General features: G+C 39.6%; 21 protein-coding genes, 1 other RNA gene and 1 pseudogene. 16 read left to right on the top strand and 7 right to left on the bottom strand.

Annotated elements, in window-relative coordinates:
• Nucleotide 1: 1 nt before the first annotated feature.
• Genes rseP through lpxA form a run of 6 tightly spaced genes read left to right on the top strand, consistent with a single transcriptional unit; the run spans nt 2 to nt 6,776 of the window.
• Complete coding sequence (rseP, locus tag FTT98_RS12785) at nt 2–1,357, top strand: RIP metalloprotease RseP (RefSeq protein WP_078193531.1); 1,356 nt, start codon at nt 2–4, stop codon at nt 1,355–1,357.
• Nucleotides 1,338–3,884: an outer membrane protein assembly factor BamA gene (gene bamA, locus FTT98_RS12780; protein ID WP_373685138.1), complete on the top strand. Its 2,547-nt coding sequence runs from the start codon at nt 1,338–1,340 to the stop codon at nt 3,882–3,884. The genes rseP and bamA overlap by 20 nt, the downstream gene beginning before the upstream one ends.
• 41 nt (nt 3,885–3,925) lie before the next feature.
• Nucleotides 3,926–4,426, top strand: coding sequence for an OmpH family outer membrane protein (locus tag FTT98_RS12775; protein ID WP_180007771.1), 501 nt, complete (start codon nt 3,926–3,928; stop codon nt 4,424–4,426).
• Between the two features lie 3 nt (nt 4,427–4,429).
• Entirely contained in the window at nt 4,430–5,500 is a 1,071-nt protein-coding gene (gene lpxD / locus FTT98_RS12770; protein ID WP_180007772.1) for a UDP-3-O-(3-hydroxymyristoyl)glucosamine N-acyltransferase, read from the top strand.
• Between the two features lie 5 nt (nt 5,501–5,505).
• Nucleotides 5,506–5,991: a 3-hydroxyacyl-ACP dehydratase FabZ gene (gene fabZ / locus FTT98_RS12765; protein ID WP_171263789.1), complete on the top strand. Its 486-nt coding sequence runs from the start codon at nt 5,506–5,508 to the stop codon at nt 5,989–5,991.
• Entirely contained in the window at nt 5,988–6,776 is a 789-nt protein-coding gene (gene lpxA, locus FTT98_RS12760) for an acyl-ACP--UDP-N-acetylglucosamine O-acyltransferase (RefSeq protein WP_168377606.1), read from the top strand. The genes fabZ and lpxA overlap by 4 nt, the downstream gene beginning before the upstream one ends.
• A gap of 61 nt (nt 6,777–6,837) precedes the next feature.
• Here lpxA and FTT98_RS12755 read toward each other — a convergent pair.
• A pseudogene (locus FTT98_RS12755) lies at nt 6,838–7,699 on the bottom strand (YbgF trimerization domain-containing protein).
• Nucleotides 7,700–7,990: 291 nt separating this feature from the next.
• Here FTT98_RS12755 and ffs point away from each other — a divergent pair.
• Nucleotides 7,991–8,087: signal recognition particle sRNA small type (ffs, locus tag FTT98_RS12750), an RNA gene on the top strand.
• A gap of 107 nt (nt 8,088–8,194) precedes the next feature.
• On the opposite strand, the gene FTT98_RS12745 is transcribed toward ffs, so the two are convergent.
• The 4 genes from FTT98_RS12745 to FTT98_RS12730 all read right to left on the bottom strand — a co-directional run bounded on the left by FTT98_RS12745 (nt 8,195) and on the right by FTT98_RS12730 (nt 11,243).
• Nucleotides 8,195–8,839, bottom strand: a complete 645-nt coding sequence (locus FTT98_RS12745; protein WP_180109130.1) for a regulatory protein RecX — start codon at nt 8,837–8,839, stop codon at nt 8,195–8,197.
• 80 nt (nt 8,840–8,919) lie between these two features.
• On the bottom strand, nt 8,920–9,963 hold the full coding sequence (gene recA, locus FTT98_RS12740) for a recombinase RecA (RefSeq protein ID WP_180088428.1): 1,044 nt from the start codon (nt 9,961–9,963) through the stop codon (nt 8,920–8,922).
• A gap of 145 nt (nt 9,964–10,108) precedes the next feature.
• Nucleotides 10,109–10,549 (bottom strand): RNA-binding S4 domain-containing protein, encoded by a 441-nt coding sequence (locus tag FTT98_RS12735; protein WP_168377604.1) that lies wholly within the window; start codon nt 10,547–10,549, stop codon nt 10,109–10,111.
• On the bottom strand, nt 10,542–11,243 hold the full coding sequence (locus FTT98_RS12730) for an HAD-IA family hydrolase (protein ID WP_180007774.1): 702 nt from the start codon (nt 11,241–11,243) through the stop codon (nt 10,542–10,544). The genes FTT98_RS12735 and FTT98_RS12730 overlap by 8 nt, the downstream gene beginning before the upstream one ends.
• Before the next feature lie 13 nt (nt 11,244–11,256).
• Between FTT98_RS12730 and FTT98_RS12725 the strand changes: the two genes are divergently transcribed.
• Together FTT98_RS12725 and FTT98_RS12720 are read left to right on the top strand one after the other, a co-directional pair.
• Entirely contained in the window at nt 11,257–12,108 is an 852-nt protein-coding gene (locus FTT98_RS12725) for a 3'(2'),5'-bisphosphate nucleotidase CysQ (RefSeq protein WP_180007775.1), read from the top strand.
• 69 nt (nt 12,109–12,177) lie between these two features.
• Nucleotides 12,178–12,921, top strand: coding sequence for a histidine phosphatase family protein (locus tag FTT98_RS12720; RefSeq protein WP_078188709.1), 744 nt, complete (start codon nt 12,178–12,180; stop codon nt 12,919–12,921).
• 88 nt (nt 12,922–13,009) lie between these two features.
• Here the strand turns inward: FTT98_RS12720 and FTT98_RS12715 are convergent, their stop codons facing one another.
• The gene (locus FTT98_RS12715) at nt 13,010–13,453 is read right to left on the bottom strand and encodes a hypothetical protein (protein ID WP_078193520.1); all 444 of its coding nucleotides are present in this window, start codon (nt 13,451–13,453) and stop codon (nt 13,010–13,012) included.
• 444 nt (nt 13,454–13,897) lie between these two features.
• Between FTT98_RS12715 and FTT98_RS12710 the strand changes: the two genes are divergently transcribed.
• Nucleotides 13,898–16,492: a M66 family metalloprotease gene (locus FTT98_RS12710; RefSeq protein WP_180041101.1), complete on the top strand. Its 2,595-nt coding sequence runs from the start codon at nt 13,898–13,900 to the stop codon at nt 16,490–16,492.
• Between the two features lie 104 nt (nt 16,493–16,596).
• On the opposite strand, the gene rpsT is transcribed toward FTT98_RS12710, so the two are convergent.
• Complete coding sequence (rpsT, locus tag FTT98_RS12705; protein ID WP_078188707.1) at nt 16,597–16,863, bottom strand: 30S ribosomal protein S20; 267 nt, start codon at nt 16,861–16,863, stop codon at nt 16,597–16,599.
• Nucleotides 16,864–17,078: 215 nt separating this feature from the next.
• On the opposite strand from rpsT, the gene FTT98_RS12700 reads away from it, so the two are divergent.
• The 6 genes from FTT98_RS12700 to FTT98_RS12675 all read left to right on the top strand — a co-directional run bounded on the left by FTT98_RS12700 (nt 17,079) and on the right by FTT98_RS12675 (nt 22,713).
• Nucleotides 17,079–17,744: an NAD(P)H-binding protein gene (locus FTT98_RS12700; RefSeq protein ID WP_180041099.1), complete on the top strand. Its 666-nt coding sequence runs from the start codon at nt 17,079–17,081 to the stop codon at nt 17,742–17,744.
• A 10-nt stretch (nt 17,745–17,754) separates the two neighbouring features.
• Nucleotides 17,755–18,267: a ribonuclease E activity regulator RraA gene (gene rraA, locus FTT98_RS12695; RefSeq protein ID WP_180023800.1), complete on the top strand. Its 513-nt coding sequence runs from the start codon at nt 17,755–17,757 to the stop codon at nt 18,265–18,267.
• Nucleotides 18,268–18,412: 145 nt separating this feature from the next.
• Nucleotides 18,413–19,192 carry a glutathione S-transferase N-terminal domain-containing protein gene (locus FTT98_RS12690; protein ID WP_180041097.1) on the top strand — a complete coding sequence of 260 codons (780 nt, stop codon included), beginning with the start codon at nt 18,413–18,415 and terminating at the stop codon, nt 19,190–19,192.
• 226 nt (nt 19,193–19,418) lie between these two features.
• Nucleotides 19,419–20,102 (top strand): response regulator transcription factor, encoded by a 684-nt coding sequence (locus FTT98_RS12685; protein WP_180041095.1) that lies wholly within the window; start codon nt 19,419–19,421, stop codon nt 20,100–20,102.
• 53 nt (nt 20,103–20,155) lie between these two features.
• A complete protein-coding gene (locus FTT98_RS12680; protein ID WP_306669778.1) occupies nt 20,156–21,994 on the top strand; it encodes an ATP-binding protein in 1,839 nt (612 codons plus the stop codon).
• A 23-nt stretch (nt 21,995–22,017) separates the two neighbouring features.
• Entirely contained in the window at nt 22,018–22,713 is a 696-nt protein-coding gene (locus FTT98_RS12675; protein WP_180041092.1) for a hypothetical protein, read from the top strand.
• Nucleotides 22,714–22,872: the final 159 nt, after the last annotated feature.

Raw genomic sequence — 22,872 nt, 5'->3', positions numbered from 1 at the left:
CATGAATGCCTTGTTTATGATTATTGCAGCAATATTGCTACTTGGACCGCTAATAGCGATTCATGAATTTGGGCATTATTTTGTTGCACGTAAACTGGGCGTAAAGGTTTTGGTGTATTCGATTGGTTTTGGCCCAACACTGCTCAAGTGGACGTCGAAGAAATCAGGTATTCAATATCAACTGTCTGCATTGCCACTGGGTGGTTATGTCAAAATGTTGGATGAACGTGAAGGTGATGTCGCAGCAGAAGACTTACCGAAAGCATTTAACAGACAACACCCTTGGAAACGTATTGCAATTGTTGCTGCAGGGCCACTCATCAACTTGGCTTTTGCTGTGGTGTTGTTTTGGATTTTATTTTTACCTGCACAGGAACAGCTGAATACGCGCGTAGGTAAAATTTTACCAAATACACCAGCAGCAGCTGCGCAAATGCAGTCTGGTGATAAAATTACTGCCGTAGATGGCACTCAAGTATCCACTTGGGAGCGCTTGAATTATGCCTTGGTTGATCGTGTGGGTGAAACTGGCAATATTCAAATTCAAGCTGAACGTGCAGGGCAAATTCAAAACTTTAGTTTACCGATTCAGAGTTTCTTACGTGATCAAACTCAGTCACCACTCGATGTTCTAGGTTTTACACCGTATCGTCCTGAAATTCCTGCAGTAGTTTCAAAACTCAGTGAAGATGGCGCAGCAATACGCCAAGGGATGCAAGTGGGTGATCGAATTGTTTCGATTGATGGCGTAAAAATGAAAGACTGGTTTGATGTTGTACAAGTTGTACAAGCTTCTCCAGAAAAGTTACTTAAAATTGATGTTTTACGACAAAATAAAATTGTGCATTTAAGCGTGATGCCGCAAGGTAAGCGTGACCAAATGGGTAAAGTCACAGGGCTGTTAGGTGTACAAAGCGATCCGGGTAAAGTCAATATTCCCGCCGAATACAAACAAACCATTCAATACACGCCTGTAGAGGCGATGGGAAAAGCGGTAGAAAAAACAGGTCAAATCTCTAGTATGATCCTGAATTCTATTGTAAAAATGGTGCGTGGTTTGGTGGGTTTGGATAATTTATCTGGTCCGATTACCATTGCGAAAGTGGCTGGACAAAGTGCCGAAATGGGGTGGCAAACCTTCATTTCATTTATGGCACTGATGAGTGTGAGTTTAGGTATTTTAAATTTACTACCGATTCCTATGCTCGATGGCGGTCATTTAATTTACTATTTTATTGAATTAATTCGTGGTAAACCTGTTTCTGAACAAATACAATTGGTTGGATTAAAAATTGGTATGGTATTGCTGGGTAGCATGATGCTACTGGCTCTATTCAATGACATTATGCGTTTATAAGAACGTTATACGAAATAAATTAACAGCGGAAAAGACTGGCATGCAGCACAAACATTTATTTATGCCATTGGCACTGGTTAGTGCTATGGCCGTAGCACAACAAGTATATGCAGCAGATGATTTTGTAGTACAAGATATTCGTGTTGATGGCTTAGTGCGTTTAACTCCTGACAATGTAGCCGGAATGATCCCATTCTCCGCTGGTGATCGTGTCAATGATCAAATCATTTCAAACTCAATTCGTAGCATGTTTGCATCGGGTTTGTTTGATGATGTGAAGTCTTCACAAGTCGGTAATACCCTTGTATATACAGTGGTTGAACGTCCAGTTATTTCTAAAGTTGAGCTAAAAGGCAATAAACTTATTCCTAAAGAAGCCTTGGAAGAAGGCTTAAAGAAAATGGGTCTGTCCGAAGGTGAGGTTTTAAAGAAATCATCTTTGCAAACGGTTGAAACTGAATTAGAACAACAGTACATGCAGCAAGGTCGCTATGATGCTGATGTCAAAGTTATTACAACCGCTCAACCGAATAACCGTGTCAATGTCTTAATCGAGTTTGAAGAAGGTCAATCTGCCAAAGTATTTGATATCAATATCATTGGTAATACGGTCTTTAAAGAAAGCGAAATTAAACAAATTTTTGCATTAAAAGAAAGTGGTTGGAACTCGATCATTTCTCGTAATGACCGCTACGCACGTGAAAAGATGGCTGCGAGTTTAGAAGCTTTACGTGCGATGTATCTCAACAAAGGTTACATCAACTTCAACATTACCAATTCAAGTCTGAATTTGAGTGAAGATAAAAAACATGTCTTTATCGAAGTTTCGGTGGATGAAGGCGAACAATTTAAGTTTGGTGAAACCCATTTCTTAGGTGATACGCTTTATACGCAAACTGATTTAAACGCTTTAAAACTTTATAAAGATGGCGATTTATATTCACAAGAAAAAGTGAATGGTGTGAAACAGCTTTTACTTCGTAAATACGGTAACGCAGGTTACTACTTTGCAGAAGTGAACATTGTTCCTGAAATCAATAAAGACACCAAATTGGTTGATTTAAATTACTATGTGAATCCGGGGCAGCAAGTCACAGTTCGCCGTATTAATTTCACAGGTAACTCGAAAACAGCTGATGAAGTTCTTCGTCGTGAAATGCGTCAAATGGAAGGTGCATTAGCAAGTAACGAAAAAATTGATTTGTCTAAAGTGCGTTTAGAACGTACTGGTTTCTTTAAAACCGTTGATGTTAAGCCTGCACGTATTCCGGGCACGCCAGATCAAATTGATTTAAATGTGAATGTTGAAGAGCAGCATTCGGGTACAAGTACTTTAGCTGTTGGTTTCTCACAAAGTGGCGGTGTGACTTTCCAAGCAGGTTTGAGTCAAACCAACTTCTTGGGTACAGGTAATGCGGTTTCTATCGATTTGTCTCGTTCAGAGACTCAAGATTACTATAACCTCAGTGTAACTGACCCGTACTTTACTATTGATGGTGTACGTCGTGGTTATAACATGTACTACCGTAAAACCAAGTTAGATGATGACTATAACGTTAACAACTACGTTACTGATAGTTTTGGTGGTGGTATTAACTTCGGTTATCCGATCGATGAAAACCAAAGTATCAGTATGGGTTTAAATGTAGATCAAACCAAGGTAACAACAGGTGAGTATGTATCTACATATGTGCGTGATTATTTGAAGGCAAATGGTGGTAAAACCATTGATTCTAATTCATTTAATACATGTTCAATTGTAAATCCTGATCCTAGCAATCTTGAATGGACATGTCCTGAAGCGAACATAGTTAATAATGATTACGAAAGTGCGTTTGAAGGAAAGTTTTTAACCTATAACTTAAACCTAGGTTGGTCGTATAACACGCTTAACCGTCCTGTATTCCCAACATCAGGTATGTCGCATCGCGTAAATACTGAAATTGCTTTACCAGGTAGTGATGTTGAGTATCAAAAAGTCACTTACGATGCACAAGCTTATTTCCCACTAGGTAAAGACTTTGTGCTCCGTGGCTATGGTAAGTTGGGTTATGGTAATGATTTACCGTTCTATAAAAACTTCTATGCAGGTGGTTTTGGTTCGGTACGTGGTTATGACAACAGCACCTTAGGTCCAAAATATGACGGTGTCTATTATGATGCTCGTGGTGAAAAAGATTATGACCCAGAAGAAGTCGGTGGTAATGCTTTAATTCAATTTGGTACTGAATTAGCTTTACCTGTGCCATTTAAAGGCGATTGGGCGCGTCAAGTTCGTCCAGTATTATTTGCTGAAGGCGCACAAGTATTTGATACCCAATGTGACGTTCCTAAATCTAGTGAAGACCGTCAATACTGTAAAGATAACTACGGCTTTGATATGAACAATATGCGTTATAGCGTTGGTGCAGGCTTTACTTGGATCACGATGATTGGTCCAATTTCACTGAGTTATGCATTCCCGCTTAATGACAAAGCTGGCGATGAAACAAAAGAAATTCAATTCGAGATTGGTCGTACCTTCTAAGTACGACCCTTCTGGGAATAACAAAATTACAGGTTGATAAGATGAATAAATTATTTGCTAGTTTGGCGGTATTGGGTATGTCGTGTTCTGCTGTGGTAAATGCAGCAGGTTACGGTGTGGTTGATTTAGAAAAGGTGGTGGATCAAAGTACTTATCTAAAACAACAAAATGCTCAAATTCAACAGCAGTTGAAACCACAAACCACTAAAATTGAATCACTGGCTAAAGAGCTGGAAGCAATGCAGCAAAAAGCTCAGCAGGGTGGTGATAAGTTGACTGCTGCGCAAAAGCAGCAAATGGGTCAACAGTATCAAACTAAACTTAAAGAGCTGACTGATTTACAGCAAAAAGTTCAAGCTTCGGTTCAAGGGAATATTCAGTCTTTAAATCGCACGATGGATACACGAATCAAGCAAGTTGCAGAACAATTGCGCACAGAAAATAAGTTAGATGTTGTTTTGAATAAAAATTCAGCACTTGCGTATGACCCTAAGTTTGATTTAACTGATAAAATGATTCAAAAGGTTAATGCAATTAAATAATCAATGAATTCTCAAAAATTCAGTTTAGAAAAGCTTGCTCAACTTGTTCAAGGTCAATGTATTGGCCAGCTAGATTTGCTATTCAGTGGAATGGCAAGTTTAGAGAGTGCTCAACCGCATCAGCTTGCATTTTTAAACGCAGATAAATATCTGAATGAAGCTCAACAGTCTCAGGCTGGTGCGCTGATTGTGACTGCAGAGATGCAGTCACAAATCCCTTCACAGCAAAACTTCATTGTCGTACCCAATCCGTATCTGGCTTTCGCTATTCTGACGCATGTTTTTGAAAAAAAATCTGTAGAAACAGGAATTGAAAGTACTGCCCAAATTCATCCTTCAGCAATCATTTCTGATACTGCTTATATTGGGCATTATGTGGTGATTGGTGCGAATAGCGTGGTGGGTGAAGGAACTCGAATTGAATCACAAGTGAAGATTGATCATGGTGTTGAAATTGGTAAAGATTGTTTTATCGATTCGCATGTGACGATTACTGGTGAAGCTAAGTTAGGTGATCGTGTACGTATCCATGCAAATACGGTGATCGGTGGTGAAGGGTTTGGTTTTGCGCCTTATCAAGGGAAATGGCATCGTATTGCTCAATTAGGTTCTGTACGCATCGGGAATGATGTGCGTATTGGCTCAAATTGTAGTATCGACCGTGGTGCTTTAGATGACACAATTTTGGAAGATGGTGTCATTATTGATAACCTTGTGCAAATCGCACATAACGTCAAAGTTGGTGCAAATACAGCAATGGCTGCGAAATGTGGCATTGCTGGTAGTACAACTATTGGCAAAAATTGTGTGCTAGCAGGGGCTGTTGGTATCGTAGGTCACATTAATATTGCAGATAATGTGACAATTACCGGTATGTCAATGGTCACAAAAAGTATTTCCGTTGCTGGAAGTTATTCTTCAGGCACGCCAATGCTTGAAAGTGGTTCTTGGAAAAAGGCAGCAATCCGCTTTAAACAATTAGCAGATGTGCCATTGACCCAATTGGTCAAACGACTTGATCATATGCAGTCTCAAATTGAGTCCCTTGAATCAACATTTAAATTGCGTAAATAATTATGATGACAGAGTCGAATACCCCAGCTTTCACAAAACCTGAATTACCAATGACTATTCAGACTATTCGTGAATATTTGCCACATCGTTATCCGTTTTTATTGGTTGATCGTGTTGTTGAAGTGACTGACAACGGGATTGTAGGCTATAAAAATGTAACGATTAACGAAGAATTTTTACAAGGCCATTTCCCTGAATACCCAATTATGCCGGGCGTGCTGATTGTTGAGGCATTGGCGCAAGTATCGGGTATCTTAGGTTTCATTATGAATAATGAGAAACCTTCAGCTGGTTCGTTGTTCTTATTTGCTGGTGCAGAAAAGGTCCGATTTAAAAAACAAGTCGTTGCAGGCGATCAACTTGTATTAAAATCAGAATTAGTGATGCAAAAGCGTGGCATTTACAAATATAATTGTGTTGCCACTGTAGATGGCGTAGTCGCAGCAACCGCGGAAATTATGGTTTCGCATCAGAAAACAGAGACAGCATGAGCAATAACGAATTAATTCATCCTACCGCCATTATTGACTCATCAGCAGTAATTGCTCCGGATGTGCAAATTGGACCATATTGTATTATTGGTCCTCAAGTCACAATTGGAGCGGGTACTAAACTGCATTCACATGTTGTGGTGGGTGGTTATACCCGTATTGGTCAACATAACGAAATTTTTCAATTTGCCAGTGTTGGTGAAGTCTGCCAAGACTTGAAATATGCTGGTGAAGAAACTTGGTTAGAAATCGGGGATCATAACTCGATTCGTGAACACTGTAGTTTACACCGTGGTACTGTTCAAGATCAGGGTCTAACTAAAGTTGGTAGTCATAATTTATTGATGGTGAATACACATATTGCACATGACTGTGTGGTAGGTGATCATAATATCTTTGCTAATAACGTCGGCGTTGCAGGTCATGTCCACATTGGTGATTATGTCATCGTAGGTGGTAACTCTGGTATTCATCAATTCTGTAAAATCGATTCTTACAGTATGATTGGTGGTGCATCTCTTATTTTGAAAGATGTACCTGCTTATGTCATGGTATCTGGTAATCCAGCCCATGCTTTTGCCATGAACATTGAAGGAATGCGTCGTAAAGGTTGGTCTAAAAATGTGATTCAAGGTTTACGTGAATCCTTTAAATTGATCTATAAAGATGGATTAACGACGAATGAAGCGATTGAACGTATTCGTACTGAAATTTTGCCTGAAGTGGCAGAAGCGCAATTGTTGATCGACTCACTTGAGCAGTCTAAGCGCGGTATCGTACGCTAAATGCTGCGAATAAAAAAAGACACCTTATAAGGTGTCTTTTTTTTTTGCGTTAAAAAAAGTCCTATTTTTTAACAAAGCCTGCTTCTTCAGATTTTGGGTACTTTTGGGTAAGCTTGGTTTTGAGCTGCGTTGCTAAACTGCTGTTTCGATCTACGTCTTTTGCAATGCTATACAGTTGATATAACGCTCTAGGTGCACGAGTCGACTCAGGGTATTGATCTACTACAATACCATAGTTCTTTTTCGCTTCTGCGTAGTTAGTCGGTTCAACAGCAAGGTTGAATTCAGCTAGCCAAAAATATGCATTGCTAATATAAACACTGTTAGGATTATTTTTAATAAAATTTTTCATCGGTGCGATGGCTTTTTTCGCACCACCTTGTTTATATGCATCTAAAGCAACGGTATAAGCTGCTTTCTCAAGCTCAAGTGAGTCACCACCTGCATTTACAGGTTGTTTTGCAGATGAGCTTAATGTTGCTTGGGTCGTAGGTTGTTTAGCTGGTGTAGGGGCTATATTAGCTGCTACTGGGTGCAGTACCTTGTTGGTTATCCTCCGCAGCCTCTGTGTCTTCACTCGGATCTACTTTTTGTTGGAGTAGCTCTAAACGTTGATCTAAATCTGCATAGCGGTTTGTAAGTTCACTTTTTAATTGTTCGATAATATTGTCTTGCTCTTCCATTTTACCGCGTAAGCTACGCAATTCATTTTCGAGCTGTTGGTTCTTCTGCATGAGCTGCCAATTCAAATTGGTTGGCGTAGGGGTAGAGCCAGCACCTGTTTGAATGGCTGTATTATTTGCTGTATACACAGTGCCATTATCTGCGCCACTCAAACCGCGAGATTCAATTGGAATATTGGCAAATAGCGTACCTGAGCAAGTCAATGTAAGGGCACACAATACATGCTGTTTAAACATCATAAAAATTCCATGTAGTTGCAAGCATGTCCGTATTGAATAGTTTTATTACAGACTGCTTTAGATAAAACGATAAGCACATTAAAAACGCCAAAGTTCTGAATTGCAATAAGCTTTTACAATCTTGTTGTGTATTAAAGTAAAAATATAGTGATGATGTTTCACGTTTTCTACATCATCGACCATCATATTGATTTATAAATAATCAAACAGTGTTTTCTACTCAGGAATTCTTGGTTTTAGGCTTGCATGTTTATCAAAAATCTCTATACTCTGTTCTTGCAATGGTAGCCCTGCCGGTTACTTCGCAATTGTACTCTACAAACCCCGCCAGGACCGGAAGGTAGCAACGGTAGTAGAAATATGATGTGCCGAAGTCTTGCTGGTAGGGTTGCCACCAGTTTCAATCATAATAAATTAAACTTCCTCTCATTTTTTTAATCCTAGATTCTTCTTTATTTTATTTTTATTAATTCTTCATTTAGATCTATATCTTTGTTATTCGGCATCAAATTCTTTACGTGCAATCACTTTAAAAATCGTATCGAGATCGAATCCCCGATATTGTAAAAAACGTATTTGTTTGGCTTTTTGTTTTGGATCACGTTCAACAGCTTTGCCAAATTTTTTGATCTTGAGCTGGTAGGCTTCAGCGACCCAATCTGTTTCTTTTAATTCATCCTGAATTAATTCACTGTCTACTTTTTTATTTTTTAACGCGAGCTTTATACGGTTGGGACCTTTACCTTTACGTTTTTGACTCGACAGCAGCATCTCTGCTACACGCTGATCGCTTTGATAGTTCTCACGCGCAAGTTCTTCCACTAAGTCTATGACTTCTTCGCGGCTATCCGCATACAGTGCTAATTTTTCGATTAAATCCGCTTTTGAGTATTCTTTACGTGTGAGTACTGCAAAGGCGTAGGAGCGTAGACGAGAGCCGCGCAGTCCTGGTTTTTTTTCAGCATGAACATCTTTACCATTGGCATCAAAATGCAACGCAGAGTGATCGGTCACCGAAGTATTGTCATGTGAAATGTCAGTTTGTGCAGCATGAATTGCGCAGGTAGTTTCTTCAGCTTCTGCAAACTGTTGTTTCAGTGCTTCATAGTCGAGCAAGAGTGGAAAATGGTCTTTAGTCATGGGGATATTTTAATACAAAATTTGAGTGCAAAACAAAACGCCCCGTAGGGCGTTTCGTCTGCTATTAAAGCATGCTGTAATTAAGCATCTAAAAAGTCTGGTTCTTCTTCGTCTTTGTCTTCTGCAGGTGCTGTACCTGTAGTCAGAAGTTGTTCACGAATCAGTTTTTCAATGGTTTGTGCAAGTTCAGGGTGTTCTTCTAAGTGGCGAATGGTATTGTTTTTACCTTGACCAATCTTGTCACCTTGGTATGAATACCAAGCACCTGCTTTTTGAACAATTTCTTGTTGTACAGCGAGGTCAACAAGTTCACCTAAATGGTTCACGCCTTTACCATAAAGAATTTGGAAAATCGCTTCACGGAATGGAGGAGCCATTTTGTTTTTCACAACTTTCACTTTGGTTTCTGAACCAATGATTTCGTCGCCTTCTTTCACTTGACCAATACGGCGGATATCTAAACGTACAGATGCATAGAATTTAAGTGCATTACCACCAGTTGTGGTTTCTGGGCTACCAAACATTACACCAATCTTCATACGGATTTGGTTAATGAAGATCACCATACAGTTCGAACGTTTCGCATTACCGGTAATTTTACGCAGTGCTTGGCTCATCAGGCGAGCTTGTAAGCCCATGTGTGAGTCACCCATTTCGCCTTCAATTTCGGCGCGAGGGGTCAGTGCAGCTACAGAGTCGACAACGATCAGGTCAATGGCACCTGAACGTACCAGCATGTCTGCAATTTCAAGTGCTTGTTCACCATTGTCTGGCTGTGAAACAAGTAAGTTATCAATATCTACGCCAAGTTTACGTGCGTATTGAGGGTCTAATGCATGTTCAGCATCGATGAATGCACAAGTACCGCCAGCTTTCTGACATTGTGCAATAGCTTGTAATGTCATAGTCGTTTTACCAGAAGATTCAGGACCGTAGATTTCTACGATACGACCTTTAGGCAAACCACCAATACCTAGTGCGATATCTAATGTTAAAGAACCTGTAGAGACAGCTTCAACTGCCTGCACGGTATTATCACCAAGACGCATAACGGTGTTTTTACCAAACTGCTTTTCAATTTGGCTTAAGGCCGCATTTAACGCCTTGCTTTTATTATCATCCATCTTACAACCTCAATACGATGTCACGAAACAATATACTCAAGTGGATGTATTCAGTTTAGATCTGTTCCACGAGGGTATAGTGACAGAAATCATCCTTTTGTTCTATGAAAATCACAACAGGTGCGACATGTTGTGACGCTTTAACTTAATCATCATTATAAGACCATTGCTGGTCAAACTGTTGATCATTTTCTCTTTTAAATTTACCAATATCTCGACGATCTTTTTTACTTGGTCGATGATCTGGCCGAGCTAGATTATGCAACTTTCTTTGGGATGCGAGCAATTCCCGTTTTGCAATACTGACCTCAGTTTCATCATAAAGCAGCTGAGCGGTGGGGGCAGGCCCACGAACATCCGACAGTGCTTTCACCACCACGGTTTTTTTCTCAAGGCCTTGGGCAATGGTTAATTCCATGCCTACACGAACTTCACGAGAAACTTTAACGCGTTCGCCATTATGATGAACTTTACCGCCTTCAATCGCATTTTTGGCAATAGAGCGTGTTTTAAAAAAACGTGCAGCCCACAACCATTTGTCTATACGCATACCAACCGCATCTTCGGCTAGATTTGATTTACGCATATTTTTTCTGTTCCTCGGCTTGCTCAGTCGTTTGAGCTTCTAAAATAGGGATTAAATCTGTTAATGCGGACAGCATTGGGTAATTGCAAGTCTCGCGAGGCGCTTTGGCAGATGAAGGTTGCTGAATCGAATAGAGCTGTTCAATCCCAAAAAGTTTTGCACCATTGAGCACTTTTTCTGTGTCATCAATGAAGTAACAGTTTTTTGCATAGAAGGGGTGTTTGCTTGCTAATATTTGCCAAAACTCAATAAACTCTTTGGCATGACCGAGAGTTTCTGAACTGACGATAACATCAAAATAATCACGAAGACCGGTTTCTTCGAGTTTGAATTGTAAGCCTGCAAAGTCGGCATTGGTCGCAAGCCAAATAGGATAGCCATTTTCTTTTAGATAGGTAAGCAGCTTAATGCAGCCTTCGCGTTTGGCTACTTTGGCTTTTTGTTCTATTTGCATTGCCAAAACATCAACGCCAACTTGTGACGTCCAAAAGCGAGAGGAGTACCATTTTAGGGTATGATTATGCTGTTGATAAAAACTAAATAGCGTTTGCTTGCTTTGTTCGAGTGAGCATTGATGCTGTTCAGCATAACGAATTGGCAGCAGCTCATTCCAAATGAAATCATCATAAGCAAGATCGAGTAAAGTACCGTCCATATCGAAAATGATCGTCGGCTTTTCTGAGTAATTTGGCATATAAAGGTATTCTATGTTTAAAACAACAACAGCACCGCAAGACCCACTGATTTTGCAGTTGGTTCCCATTGTGACACAAGCTTGCGAAATTTTGCGAGAAGAATATCAGCGTTATTGCTCAGGTGCAGATTTTGATGTGGAACGTAAAAGTGATGATTCACCTGTAACGCAAGCTGACTTTCGTGCAAATAGCTATATTACCCAAGCATTATCTAAAGTTTCTAGCTTGCCTTTATTGTCAGAGGAAGGTGACAAGTCTGAACGTATGCAATGGCAAAAATTTTGGCTGCTTGATCCTTTGGATGGTACCAAAGAGTTTTTACATAAAAGACCTGAATTTACCATTAATCTGAGTCTGGTTGAGGGTGCTAATACTACCTTTGCCATATTGGCGATCCCTGGGGAATACAGCGTATATATTTGTCCCTTTGAGGGACTGCCGCTGAAATATGATAGCCAGTCAACCACATGGTATGAATATGTTCAAACCTCTGTAGAGAATGTCGTACACGTTGGCTTGAGTCAAAGTGCTAAAAATAAGCCGATTTATAAGCACTATCTAGACGCTTTAGAAAAACTTAGTCCTTATCAGGCCTACCATGCTGGTAGTGCATATAAGTTTTGTATGATGTTAGAAGATCGAGTGGATATTTACCCGCGTTTTCATCCTACCTGTGAATGGGATACGAGCGCTGGACAATGTTTAATCGAGCGTATTGGTGGTGGTTTGGTTGATTTTAAAGGTCGCGCTTTTTTATATAACCAGCGCAAGACTTTATTAAATGGTGGATTTATTGCATTTAAAAATGCCGAAATGAAAGAATTGGCCTTAAATGCTTTGGCAAACATGCCTGACAAAACTTGAGCTAAATCGGGTTCATGCTATAGTGTCAGCACACTCCGTTAAATCTCCTGCATTTAAGAACTGTCAATTATGGCCCTAGATTTGCTCCCTCCTAGTATGCTGAAAGCAATAGACTTATTGCCGGATGAAAAGACGCCTGTAACATTGTTTACACGTCATTCCATTCGTGAAGTTGTACAAGGACAAGGCTTGGCCGGTTATGACTTGCAACTGACCCATCAAGGACGAGATTTAGCCGAAGCGTGGGGCAGCTATTTGGTTGAAAATACCGATCGTGTTATTCAGCACTGTATTTCGAGTCCAATTCAGCGCTGTGTGGATACGGCGGCATTGATGATTCAAGGTGCAGATAATGTCACGATTGAACCGAATACCCACCATATCGAGATCATTGAACAAGGATTATTGGTCGAGCCGGGAAGTTTTGTGCTCGATATTAAAAAAGCAGGACCATACTTTCAAAAGCAAGGTGCTTTAGGCTTTATCAATAGTTTTGTGAATAATGCTTTGCCGGGTATGAAACAGCCCATTCATGGGGTGGTAGATGTTTTGGAGTTGATTTACAACACTCATCCAACCAATGATTATGGTCTGAGTCTAGCGGTGAGTCATGATACGATTTTGGCTGCAATTCTTGCCATTATTTCAGGTAAAAATATCGTGACACGCGAAGACTGGCCGAAAATGATGGAAGGTTTATTTGTTTGGTTTGAAGGAGATGTATTCCTTGAGTCAAAACTGAAATGGATTTGGCGTGGAGAACTAAATGAATTAAATATTCGTGAATTTCAGCAGGCTGAGCAGCAACTCTAAGTATTTTTGCGCATACAAAATATTTAAAAAAGGCATCCATGTACGGGATGCCTTTTTTATCTGCTTCAATATTTCATTAAATAAAAGATTAAATATTGGCTTTAATTCGTGCAGGATACTGATTTAAATCAATACTTGAACCGTCGTCACTATAAGGCCAGCGGCTAGTATTAACTGGGAGGTGCTGTTGGTGGATTCGACTATATTTGTCAGCGGCAATCAAAGTCGCAATGTCATGATCTTTAATGCTATACGCTTGCACGAGTTCAGCTGGATATTGTGTGCGTTCAAAAAATTCAGCTTCTGTTTCCCCTTGATGCAGTGCAAAGATACGTTCTACAGCTGGTAAGTACACGCCATATGCTAACCATGAGTCTACACCTTGAGAGGCTTGAATCTCAGCGGTCGATTTCATATTTGAAATGACTTTACCTAAAATGTCTTTTTCACCTTTAGATGTAAAATATTCAATATATTGATTTTCTGCTTCTGCAAATTTTTCTAATGATGGCAAAAATTGGTTAATCGACATTTTTATCCCTCTTTTCATTTGTACAGCAATGGCTGCCTAGGATGAAAATTAAAATACCATAAAAAATATATGGGATTAAACCATTTCTAAAAATTTTTATTTACAAAGTTTCTAAAAATATCCTGACAATTTTTGTCGGGAATATACGATTGTATTTAAAGGACTACACCTTAATTTTAGTTGATAAGTGAAGTACCTGTCACAGCAATCGTGATTCAGCCAATACTAAATATTTAGATTTAATTTGAATTGTTAATAAGTGACAAAACGCGGCAATTGAATGATTAATAAAAAGAAAATAGCATTATATTTGTTGTAACTTATTGATTTATATATTTTATGTAAGTCTCTTAATTGGATTTTTTTGTGGCTAATTGGGGAATAGTAGTGAAAAGTGTGATAGGTTTTCCATATAACAAATTATCAATTTGTATTGTGTCATTAATGTTAGTTGCTTGTGGTGGCGGAGGTGGTGGTGATAGTTCAAGTGGCACTGCATCATCTGCCAGTTATCCAGAACCGACCCAAGATATAGTCGATGAAACAAGCATTGGTTTTTATGACTACGATGCCAATGATGCTGTTCGTGAAATACGTAATGATTTAGTCGGTAGCTTTTCCGCGCAAGTTCAATTTGGTCAAAGTCATGTCGTCGATCCGAATGCGAACGAAGCCAAGAAAATGCCACGGTTAACCAGTGAAAAAGAAGCGCTGCTTATCGTGACGCCAACACTTGATATGCAAAACATCAAGCAACTCAAAGTAGAAATCTATCAAAACAACCGCTTAATTCGTACCGCGACATTGGATGATCCGACGCAAATGCCTGTTTCAGACCAGAGTGGGCAAAGAGGTCGTCCAGATGTTTGGTACAGTAAACGCGCGTGGACCACGAAACTCAATTGGGATGAAGTTAAACCCGGTCTAAGATTAAAATTTATCGATGCAAATAAAGTCAGCGGTGAATTGGCTGAAGATAAAATCGATTTTGCTGCACCAGGTGAATTGGTTTTAAATAATATCCGTGTTGGTATGTTGGCAGATAAGCCAAATTCTACCGGTCACTATATGCTGCTTGAGCCTGAAAAAGCGGGTACCGATTATTTCCAAACCATTCCTGCAGCAGAAATGACGGTTGCACAATATGATGATATTCAGTTAACACGTGCAATGGTATCTTCAGGTGTTATTTATGACAGTAAAAGTGCCGGAGATGGTGGTGTTTATGCAGGAGACATGCGTGAGGATGTCGGTAAATCAACCTTTAGTGTTGGTATAAACCTTGCTAACTGGGGTATTACCAGTGCATCTATGGCCAACCAAAGTCAGCCACAATTAACCCAAACAGTAGTTGTCCATCATACGAAGGGGAACTATGTCAATGGTGTGCATACTCATGGACTGAGTGGTGGTAATGGCATGCTCACGCTTTATGATTCTGTAGGGAATGAATTTAGCCATGAAATTGGCCATCACTATGGTTTAGGACATTACCCTGGTCAGGTAGGTGACAATCTATTTTGGGCTGCACATCATGCGGACAGTGGATGGGGTTATATTGCCAATCGCAATATGATGCGCGGAAATCTATCATGGACGGCGACATGGAAGTGGGATGGAGCGAATGGTATCCCAAATTTTAAAAATTTGTTCCCGTACGGAAAAGATGCCATGTCCGGCGGGTATCCTGATAGTAATGTATCACGCTACACACACTATACGGGTTACAGCACATTCCTGAAAATTCAACCACACTTTGACCGTTATGTCTGGGATGAAACTTCGCCTACCGGCTACAAAAAGTGGAACAAAACCACTCGTGAAATGGAAGTCGCTCAACCGAAGATGCCAAATTCTACGGCTCCGGTTTGGTATAACGCAGATCAAAATTATCCACGACCACGGGTTTTTGGTCAGCCTGTCATTACCATTTTAGGGGGCTATGATCCAGTCAATCAAGTCGGTTTGTTATATCCTGCGGCACGTTCAAACTGGGGTAATGTTTATGATTTAACGGCGGCCAATACGGCCTTAGACCAAGCTGCATGTTGGTTGAATGTGCAATACACGAATAAAGTCAACAATATTGCTTTAGCACCTGTACGACTAGGTAGTAATGCCAATAAACTGCATGTCAATTTAGCTTTGGCAGATCAACCACAGAAAGTTGATTTGTATTGTAAAAAAGCAGGTGAAGAAGCCAAATTATTAGCAAATATTGATATTCCAGTTTACAGCACAGCGATCAAGCCGGCTGTCAAAATTGGGCGTCAGCATGGTTATAGTGCATTGCGTGCTATCGAACTTCCTCAATTAGAAAGTGCTTTGGAAGCGCAAGCTGCAAATGCTGTTGTTGCACTAAATCCAACTGAAAAAATGCTGTATGAGTCATATAAAAATGACAAGTCATTGATGAATAGTGTGGCGCGTCAGCAATTAACCCGTTATGAGTCGCAACAAAACACAGCATACCGACTAAATCGTTGGATGAATGTATATGCACAAGACCTAACCAATCAAGTACCTGAGGCGCAAAGCGCGCTCGAAGCATTTATGAAAAAGCTTTCAGTCACTCAAGAAGGTTTGTTCGAGCAGGCGACATTGATCAAAAATGGTAACAACTGTTTGAAATCTGAAACCTTAACTGATGGAACATTAAATTTATACATCAGTGGCCCAAGCGGTTGTACGGCGGATGATACTGAACAGTGGGTATATGATGCCATTGGTCGGATACACAGTAAGTCAAATCCAGATCAATGCATAACAGGCAACGGTGGTTCAGCTAAAGTGACGCTAGAACGTTGCGTGTTAAACCAAACCAACCAAATTTGGACCATGGACCCTGCGACTACAACGATTCGTCAAAGTGGTCAATGCATGGATTTAAATACGGGACGTTTGCAAAATAACCGTGCGGATTTAATTCGATATAGCTGTACCAACGGTGGCAATCAACGTTGGACAAATTTGACAGCAAGCAAAAACTTATTATGGACATATTTATCAGCGACGAATATGAAACTGATTAATAAATAATCTGTAAATAGAAAATAAGGTCCAATAAGGACCTTATTTTTTTGCTTTTAAAAATCAATAGGCACAAAAAAAGCCCTAAAAAGGGCTTTTTTCATCGCAACAAATTAGTTAGCTAAAGCTTTAACTTGTGCATTTAAACGGCTCTTATGACGAGCAGCTTTGTTTTTATGGATGATGCCTTTATCAGCCATACGGTCGATTACAGGAACAGCTTTTTTGTAAGCTTCTGTAGCGACAGCGTAATCACCAGCAGCAATAGCAGCTACTGTGCGTTTAAGATAAGTACGAACCATAGAACGTAAGCTTGCGTTGTGTTGACGTGCTTTAACGTTTTGACGAGCACGTTTTTTTGCTTGAGCAGAGTTTGCCACTCGTGCACTCCTTGAAATAGATTGGTCTGGGCGGGCTGAAATTACATCTGAAAACCAACATCAGAAGAACTATCACCAGCCCGTAAACAAGTGCCATATTGTGATTAAACTAAGCGCTTAAGTCAAGTCTTGACATGCTTTGACAACATTTTAGATGCAGAAAAATTTTAAAGAAAACGTTAGATTAGTCTAAAGTAATTGAGATTGTATGAAAAATGACTAAAAGTATAGAGAATGCGATTGTCATCGGAGCAACAGGATTGGTCGGGCGGGAATTGGTTCGTCAGCTCAGTCAAAATGCAAGATGTAAGAATATTACTGCTGTGGTACGTCAGCGTGATCATGAACTGAATGGACTGGCAAAAGTTCAACAAATGGTGATCAGTGACTTTCTTTCCCTGACTCAGGATGATGTGCGAGATTATAGTCATGCCTTTAGTTGTTTAGGCTCGACGATTAAAAAAGCAGGGTCTAAAGATCATTTTTATCAAATTGATTTTAGCATCAATGCACATTTCGCTGAATTATTAGAATATACAGACACACATCTGATCATTGTCAGTGCAATGGGCGCAAAAGCCAATTCCGCGTTTTTTTATAATCGAGTCAAAGGTGAATTGGAATATTATTTAAAAACCTTAAAGTTAAATCAACTTTCGATTTTAAAACCTTCGCTGTTACTTGGTGAGCGTCATGAATCTCGACGTTTAGAAGATGCGACACAGAAACTTTATATGCGCTTTTCGCATTTTGTACCTGATCGTTTCAAATTTAAGCCAGTGACAGCACAGCAAGTGGCTAATACTATGGTCGAGGCGGCACAAACTCAGACTGAAAAGTTCGAGATTTATGATAATTTACGCATACTAACAATTAAATGAGGGAAATACCGTGTCTACAGTTCCATTCGTCACCTGTGATTTACTTGATGATCATCCAGACAAAGAATTACAAGTGGTGATCCCGTCTTTGGATGGTAAATTCTTTCAAAGTTATGGTGCACGAAAAAGTTTTGGCGGTCAGGTGGTGACGGTTAAATGTTTTGAAGATAACTCTCGTGTTAAAGAATTATTGGCAACCGATGGTACGGGTAAAGTATTGGTTGTGGATGGTGGCGCTTCGATGCGCTGTGCCTTGATGGGCGATATGATTGCTGAATCTGCAGTCAAGAATCATTGGAATGGCGTCATTATTTACGGCTGCGTGCGTGATGTTGATGCGATTGCCGAACTTGATTTAGGTGTGCATGCTTTGGCCGCAATTCCACAAAAAAGTAACCGCAAAGGCGTGGGTGAAACAGATATTCCATTGAGTTTTGGTGGTGTAAACATTCAATCTGGTGATTTTATCTATGCTGATAATAACGGCATCGTTGTTTCAAAAGAGCAATTGGTTGTTCTATAAGCGTACTTGAATTTTTAGTCGTGGAATGAAAGCGTAATTCTTGCTCATACACGACGATATAAATGTGAAAAAGAAAATACAAACATCAGCTGAGGACTCTCGGCTGTTGTATAAAAATACGAAATAAAAAAAGAAAGGAAAAAGTATGTTGTTGCATCAATTAAAAGTGGCGCAAGCGTTGCTCTCAGGCGTAGCAGAAGGCGGACGAGGTACAAATGGGACGCCTTATCCGAAACAACCTGAAAAAGCCCTTAAGCTGTACGAATTTGAAGGGTCTCCCTATTGTCGTCGTGTACGAGAAGTACTAACCACACTCAATTTGGATTATGAGGTCTACCCATGTCCCAAAGGGGCTAAAAAGTACCGTTTAGAGGTACAGAAATTAGGTGGAAAACAACAATTTCCTTTCTTGGTGGATGACAATACTGGGGATCGTTTGTACGAATCTCAGCAAATTATTCATCATTTATTTAAACATTATGGCAAAACAGGTCAGACTCCTAAGAAGTATGCCAATTATCCTAAAATTCCGTATGTTGCCTATGTTGGAACTTTAATTAATGGGGCTCAAGGGGTGTGGGTGCAGCGTAAAGTTATTCATCGTGATGCACCAACTCAACTCTTAGAACTATGGGGTTTTGAAGCGAGTCCATATACACGTATCGTACGTAGCGCATTGTCTGAAATGGAATTGGCATATATCTTTCATAATGTGGCTAAGGAACGTTGGCAAGATCAGGGATTAGCGGTAATGCGCTTAAGACCTGGTAAATATGTACCCCTGAAAGGTGGCAAGCGTGAACAAGTGTTAAAAATCATGGGGAACAATATTCAAGTGCCATATTTGAAAGATCCTAATACTGGTGTAGAACTTTTTGAATCTGAAAAAATTGTAAAATATCTGAAGAAGCAATATTTGAGCTAATCACACTCAAGTTTAAGCTAAGTGCAGTGTATAGTCAGACTGATGGCTATACACATATTGTAATGTTAAATGGATTTAAAATTAGAAGAAAAATGCATCATAGCTGCATCAATTGAATTAGAATAAATTGTTAAAAAATAAGAAATTTACTTAATTATAGGGATATCCTAAAAGGATTAAACTCATTAATGTAAAAGACATTTCATTTTTTCGGGGGAAGTAAATCATGTCACCACAAGAAGTCATACTACCCGTACCGGTGCTCGTCGTTGAAGATGAGGAAATTATTCAATTACGTTTACGTCAAATTTTGACAGAGCTGGGTTATAAGCGGGAAGAGCTTATCTTCACCAAAAATGTTAAAGAATCTATTCAAGCCGTAGAGACCCAACCGATATCCTTAGCCTTAGTTGACTTAGGTTTGCCTGATGGAAGTGGTATCGAAATTATTGAAAAAATACGTTCCCTCGAAAGTAATACTATGATCTTGGTTGTCTCTGCATGGAGTACACAAGAAAGCTTATTTGCTGCGATTAAAGCAGGCGCAACAGGCTATGTATTAAAAGAACGTGATGATGCTGAAGTACTTTTATCTATTCGGAGTATTTTACGTGGTGGGGCGCCGATTGACCCATTTATTGCACGAGAAATCCTAAAACAAATATCCGAAACTGAAGCACCAAGTCCAGAACAAACAGTCGCCGATGAAGCAGACTTAAACCTGCTGACCAGTCGTGAAAAAGAAATTTTATGTTTGGTTGCTCAAGGTTTGAGTAATCGTGAGATTGCTGAACAGCTTTTTGTTTCACGCTATACGGTAGAAAGCCATATTAAACATATTTATCGCAAATTAGCCGTAACGAAACGTACCAAAGCCGTGAGTACAGCAAGATCTATGGGTATTCTATAATGCGTAAAGGAGGATATTTTTTCTTATTTATCCTCTGTTTAGTATGGGGGAGCTTGAGTCATGCAGAGCAAGTTTTCCCTGTAAATGATCAATGTAATGTAACTGTGAATAGCATTTCACGGGTGAAGACACCATCCAATCAAGAATTACCCAGAACGGGATGGAAAACCACGCAATTACCTGACCGTTGGAAAGAAGATAAAGACTGGGAGGGTTATCAAGGTGGTGCTTGGTATAAATTAGACTGGTCTTGGTACTGTAAAAATAATGCGCGTTTGGCAGAACCCATCGCACTATATGTTGATTACATTATTAATACGGGTTCAGTCTTTCTGAATGGCGACTTGCTGTGGACCAATAAAAATCTTCAAGAACCGGTCTCTAAAAGTTGGAATGTTGCACGCTATTGGATTTTACCGATAAGTGGAATCAAGCATGATCATAATGAAACCTTGATCTATGTTTATGGCTACTCGAGTCTAAATGCTGGCTTGGGTCCGGTGAAATTTAACAATGTCATGGCAACAATAGAGCAGGCCGAAGAAGCCACTTGGACTCGTCGAACCATATTACAATTAAATATTTTTCTTTCTGGGGTCTTGGGTCTAATTTGCTTTATCATTTGGTTGATGCGTCCTCGTGATACCAGTTTTGGCTGGTTTGCGCTTTCAACAGTGTTGTGGATTTTATTTCTCAGTAATGCTCTGACTACTGAAACCTTTCCATACCCAGATTCGGTTTTTTCTGCCAAAGCTAATCTGATATTTGTAATGCTGTACTTTCAGTGCTTTAGTATCTATATCTTGCGCTTTCTTGGGCGTAAGTTTCCACGAATAGAACTGTCATTTACTATGTTGACTGCTGCACTGATTGGTGTGGTGTGTATCTGGCCATTCGAACAAAATGCAGATATTTCGAGCCTTATTTTCTTTTTATATTGTGCATTCTTTTTTATCACTTACCTCTATCTGTGTAAAATTAGTTTCAAAGAACGAAGAAGAGACTATATTTTATTAGCAATCTGTTTGACTGCGATAATTGTGATAGTCATAGGTGATATCACAGTCTTGGTGCTCTTTCCAAAAGAAAATTTTACACCTTTATCACCCTTTACTTCACCGATTATCACCTTATTTATAGTGGTGATCTTGGGGGCGAGACTTAATCGAAATATACAGAAGATTGAAAAATATAATGATGATTTGGCATTTGAAGTTCAGAAAGTCAGTGATGAACTATGTAGTAGCTTGAATGATAAACATCAGCTTGAACTGAGTAATGTACGCCTGCAGGAACGGATTAAATTATCACATGATCTGCATGATGGTCTGGGCGCATCCATTGTGCGCTCGATGATCTTGGTTGATCAGTGTGAAAGTAATATTCCAAATAGACAGTTCTTGTCGATGTTGAAATTATTGCGCGATGATTTAAGGCAAATTATTGATAGTGGATCATCTTTAGACAGTAAAGTGCCAAATTCACCTTTGCTCTGGATCGCACCTGTTCGACATCGCTTTAGTCAGTTGATGGATGAAGTGGAAATGAATGCCAAATGGTGTATTCCTTCGCAGTGGGCGATCAAACCAACGGCAATTCAGTGTCTGACTTTAATACGAGTGATTGAAGAAAGCCTGACCAATATTGTGAAACATAGCCAAGCAAATCATGTCAATGTCACGCTGTCACAGTTCGAAAATGGCGCATTGCTATTAACCATTGAAGATGATGGTGTCGGTTTCGATGTTGAGAGTGTTTCAAATCATGGCATGAGTATTGGGATGCGAAGTATGAAAATGCGTGTAGAACGGATAGGCGGAAATTTCAAAATTCATTCTCAGCAAGGCTGTACCATTATTCAAACAGAAATTAATTTAAAATCAGCTGCATAAAATAATATGTTGAAATAATAAAAATGATGATCAATTCGATATTAAGTCATCTAAAGCGCATTGCATTGTTCTGCTGTGTCACTTTTATAGCAGCTTGTGGTTCGCAGGATCATGCGCCTAAACCAGGTGAGTATGGGCAGATTTTGTTCCAGCATGCGGTGTTAAGTACCGAAGAAATTCAACAATTACTCAGTGAAAGTCAAAGCGATACAAATACATTAAACACTAAAAATTTTGCAGTGGATTACACGGCGACATCCAATCAAAACCCATATCGTGCAGTCTTGTTGGTCAAAGGTAGGGCAATGACCAGTGGTGAGGTATCCGTTAAATTTCAAATTGATAACTACAATGCCGCTATTCAACAAACCTCAAGCAATCTCATGCAAATGGACGCAGGTGTTGATCAGATTGAACGATTAGAAACATTAGATGCAGGACAAGATTTTAACTTTGTTATGGACGGTGCGCCTTTCTCAGTCAATGCTGCCAATGATCCAAATAGTATGACCAGTCAACTGAGTTTGTTAGAGTCAAGGAATGTGGAGTTTCAAAGTATTGAATTACAAATTTGGCAAGGCAAAGGTAGTCAATACGGCGTAATGCGTTATCTTTGGTTTATTGGATTGGTGTTATTGATTGTATGGGTTTATCGCGTCATCGTGGAGAAAAAAGCCGATCAAGTCGAAGATTTTTTAAATCGTAGAAAGCGAAAATAATGCTATTCAGCAGTATAAAAAGGGAGCATGACGCCACTGCTGTCCCATAGTTTGCTTTAAATAAAAAAACCTGAGTCCTAACAGTTAAAATATGAGTGCAAACAAACACTTTAACGACCAGGATTCAGGTTTTGTCACATCAGAATACCGTATTTCATG

The sequence above is a fragment of the Acinetobacter sp. YH12039 genome (assembly GCF_013420015.1).
GTDB lineage: Bacteria > Pseudomonadota > Gammaproteobacteria > Pseudomonadales > Moraxellaceae > Acinetobacter > Acinetobacter amyesii.
The sequence above is the reverse complement of the archived record's forward strand: the minus strand, read 5'-3'. Positions and strand labels throughout refer to the sequence as shown.

What these genes read in the sequence shown, in the direction of transcription:
- FTT98_RS12700 (WP_180041099.1), top strand. Translation starts at nt 17,079, where the DNA reads ATGACTAAAAGTATAGAGAATGCGATTGTCATCGGAGCAACAGGATTG.
- FTT98_RS12735 (WP_168377604.1), bottom strand. Translation starts at nt 10,549, where the DNA reads ATGCGTAAATCAAATCTAGCCGAAGATGCGGTTGGTATGCGTATAGAC.
- bamA (WP_373685138.1), top strand. Translation starts at nt 1,338, where the DNA reads ATGACATTATGCGTTTATAAGAACGTTATACGAAATAAATTAACAGCG.
- FTT98_RS12690 (WP_180041097.1), top strand. Translation starts at nt 18,413, where the DNA reads ATGTTGTTGCATCAATTAAAAGTGGCGCAAGCGTTGCTCTCAGGCGTA.
- FTT98_RS12685 (WP_180041095.1), top strand. Translation starts at nt 19,419, where the DNA reads ATGTCACCACAAGAAGTCATACTACCCGTACCGGTGCTCGTCGTTGAA.
- FTT98_RS12775 (WP_180007771.1), top strand. Translation starts at nt 3,926, where the DNA reads ATGAATAAATTATTTGCTAGTTTGGCGGTATTGGGTATGTCGTGTTCT.
- lpxD (WP_180007772.1), top strand. Translation starts at nt 4,430, where the DNA reads ATGAATTCTCAAAAATTCAGTTTAGAAAAGCTTGCTCAACTTGTTCAA.
- FTT98_RS12730 (WP_180007774.1), bottom strand. Translation starts at nt 11,243, where the DNA reads ATGCCAAATTACTCAGAAAAGCCGACGATCATTTTCGATATGGACGGT.
- FTT98_RS12720 (WP_078188709.1), top strand. Translation starts at nt 12,178, where the DNA reads ATGGCCCTAGATTTGCTCCCTCCTAGTATGCTGAAAGCAATAGACTTA.
- FTT98_RS12710 (WP_180041101.1), top strand. Translation starts at nt 13,898, where the DNA reads ATGTTAGTTGCTTGTGGTGGCGGAGGTGGTGGTGATAGTTCAAGTGGC.
- lpxA (WP_168377606.1), top strand. Translation starts at nt 5,988, where the DNA reads ATGAGCAATAACGAATTAATTCATCCTACCGCCATTATTGACTCATCA.
- FTT98_RS12715 (WP_078193520.1), bottom strand. Translation starts at nt 13,453, where the DNA reads ATGTCGATTAACCAATTTTTGCCATCATTAGAAAAATTTGCAGAAGCA.
- FTT98_RS12725 (WP_180007775.1), top strand. Translation starts at nt 11,257, where the DNA reads ATGTTTAAAACAACAACAGCACCGCAAGACCCACTGATTTTGCAGTTG.
- FTT98_RS12675 (WP_180041092.1), top strand. Translation starts at nt 22,018, where the DNA reads ATGATGATCAATTCGATATTAAGTCATCTAAAGCGCATTGCATTGTTC.
- rseP (WP_078193531.1), top strand. Translation starts at nt 2, where the DNA reads ATGAATGCCTTGTTTATGATTATTGCAGCAATATTGCTACTTGGACCG.
- recA (WP_180088428.1), bottom strand. Translation starts at nt 9,963, where the DNA reads ATGGATGATAATAAAAGCAAGGCGTTAAATGCGGCCTTAAGCCAAATT.
- fabZ (WP_171263789.1), top strand. Translation starts at nt 5,506, where the DNA reads ATGACAGAGTCGAATACCCCAGCTTTCACAAAACCTGAATTACCAATG.
- FTT98_RS12745 (WP_180109130.1), bottom strand. Translation starts at nt 8,839, where the DNA reads ATGACTAAAGACCATTTTCCACTCTTGCTCGACTATGAAGCACTGAAA.